Source organism: Agromyces binzhouensis (assembly GCF_004135055.1).
GTDB lineage: Bacteria > Actinomycetota > Actinomycetes > Actinomycetales > Microbacteriaceae > Agromyces > Agromyces binzhouensis.
This window is the reverse complement of the sequence record NZ_SDPL01000466.1, coordinates 1-2,263: the sequence shown is the minus strand read 5'-3', so window position 1 is coordinate 2,263 and position 2,263 is coordinate 1. Positions and strand designations below refer to the sequence as shown.

1 protein-coding gene is annotated in these 2,263 nt (G+C 74.9%); it reads left to right on the top strand.

Features of this window, described 5'->3' with window-relative positions; genetic code table 11:
• Positions 1 to 151: 151 nt before the first annotated feature.
• Positions 152 to 2,263: ATP-dependent DNA helicase RecG (locus ESO86_RS15730; protein WP_165308025.1), on the top strand; the 2,112-nt coding region annotated here is incomplete at its 3' end.

Genomic DNA, 2,263 nt, shown 5'->3' with positions numbered 1-2,263 from the left:
TCGGGCGCGCGCTGCGCACGCTCGGCCGCACCGACGAGGCGCTCGAGATCCAGCGCGAGCTCGCGCTCGCGCGCCCCGACGACCCCTACGTGCGTGCGGAGCTCGAGGCCCTCGCGCCCGCGCCGACGGAGGCGGAGCCTACGATCGAGCCATGACGGCCGATCGCGTGGCGGAGGGAGCACTGACCCTCGACAGCCGCCTCACCGGCGCGCTCGGCGGTCGGACCGCGCAGGCGGTGCAGCGCGCGTTCGGGTACACGACCGTCGGCGACCTGCTCGCGCACTACCCGCGCCGCTACGCCGCGCGCGGCGAGCTGACGGCCCTCGCCGAGCTCCCGCTCGACGAGAACGTCACGATCGTGGCCGAGGTGCTCGAGGTGCGCGAGCGCACCATGCGGTCGCGTCGCGGCTCGATCCTCGAGGCCAAGATCGCCGACCGCACCGGCATCCTGACCCTCACGTTCTTCAACCAGGCGTGGCGTTCGCGCGAACTCAAGCCCGGCGCACGGGGCATGTTCGCCGGGAAGGTGTCCGACTACCGGGGCGCCCGCCAGCTCGCGCACCCCGACTACCAGCTGTTCGACGAGGCGGTGCCGACGAGCGGGGCGGATGCCGCGGCCGTGCGCTGGGCGACGGCGCCGATCCCGATCTACCCGGCCACCGGCTCGCTCTCCAGCTGGCAGCTGCAGACCTCGATCGGCGTCCTCCTCGACGGGCTCGGTCCCGTCGAGGACCCCATCCCCGAGCCGGTGCGGCGGGCCCGTGGCATCCGTTCGCACCGCGACGCGCTCGAGGGCGTGCATCGTCCCGAGCAGGAGGAGGACTGGAAGGCCGCGCGCCGCGCGCTCCGCTTCACCGAGGCGTTCGTGCTGCAGACCGCGCTCCTCGAGCGCCGTGCCGCGGCGCGCGCGCACGAGGCCGTGCGACGCGAACCCCGCCCGGGCGGCCTGCTCGAGCGGTTCGAGGCGTCGCTGCCGTTCTCGCTCACCGACGACCAGCGCGAGGTCGGCGGCGAGATCCTCGCCGACCTCGCCGAGCCCGTGCCGATGAACCGGCTCGTACAGGGCGAGGTGGGCTCGGGCAAGACGGTCGTCGCACTCCGCGCCATGCTCGCAGTCGCCGAGTCCGGCGGACAGTCGGCGCTCCTCGCCCCGACCGAGGTGCTCGCCGCCCAGCACCTGCGCTCGATCGCCCGCATGCTCGGCCCCGAGCCGGCGGCCGAGCTCATGCCCACGTTGGTCACCGGGCAGCTCCCCGCAGCGGAGCGGCGGAAGGCCGCGCTGCGCGTCGCAGCCGGGCAGTCGCGCATCGTGGTCGGCACGCACGCGCTCCTGGGCGACACCACGATGTTCGCCGACCTCGGCCTCGTCGTCGTCGACGAGCAGCACCGCTTCGGCGTCGAGCAGCGCGAGGCGCTCCGGCTGAAGGGACGTCACCCGCACGTGCTCGTGCTCACCGCCACGCCGATCCCGCGCACCGTCGCGATGACCGTCTTCGGCGACCTCGACGTGAGCACCATCCGCCAGCTGCCCGCGGGCCGGGCCGGGATCGAGACGCACCTCGTGCCGCTCGCCGAGCGCCCGACCTGGCGTGCGAGGGTCTGGGAACGCCTCGCCGAGGAACTCGCCCAGGGCAGGCAGGGGTTCGTCGTCTGCCCGGCGATCGAGCCGAAGGTGGTGGAGGAGGACGCCGAACCCGCGGAGGGCGAGCCGGCCCCCGGCGCCGGCCCCGCGGCATCCGTCGCCTCGGTGCTCGCCGAACTGCGGGCGCTGCCGTCGCTCGCCGACGCGCGCATCGCGCCGCTGCACGGGCGGATGTCGGCCGACGAGAAGGACGACACGATGCGCGCGTTCGCCGCGAAGGAGCTCGACGTGCTCGTCGCGACGACCGTGATCGAGGTCGGCGTCGACGTGCCGAACGCGAGCACGATGGTCGTCGTCGACGCCGACCGGTTCGGGGTCTCGCAGTTGCACCAGCTGCGCGGGCGAGTCGGCCGGGGGAGCGTGCCCGGCCTCTGCCTGCTCGTCTCGCACGCCGAGGCCGGCACCGTCGCACGCGAGCGACTCGAGGCCGTCGCCGCGACGCTCGACGGATTCGAGCTCGCGCGCGTCGACCTCGAGCTCCGGCAGGAGGGAGACGTGCTCGGCGCGACGCAGTCCGGCGGGCGCTCCTCGCTGAAGCTGCTCCGCGTCGCGCACGACGGCGACCTCATCGCCGACGCCCGCGCCGCCGCCGCCGAGCTCCTCGCAGACGACCCGGGACTC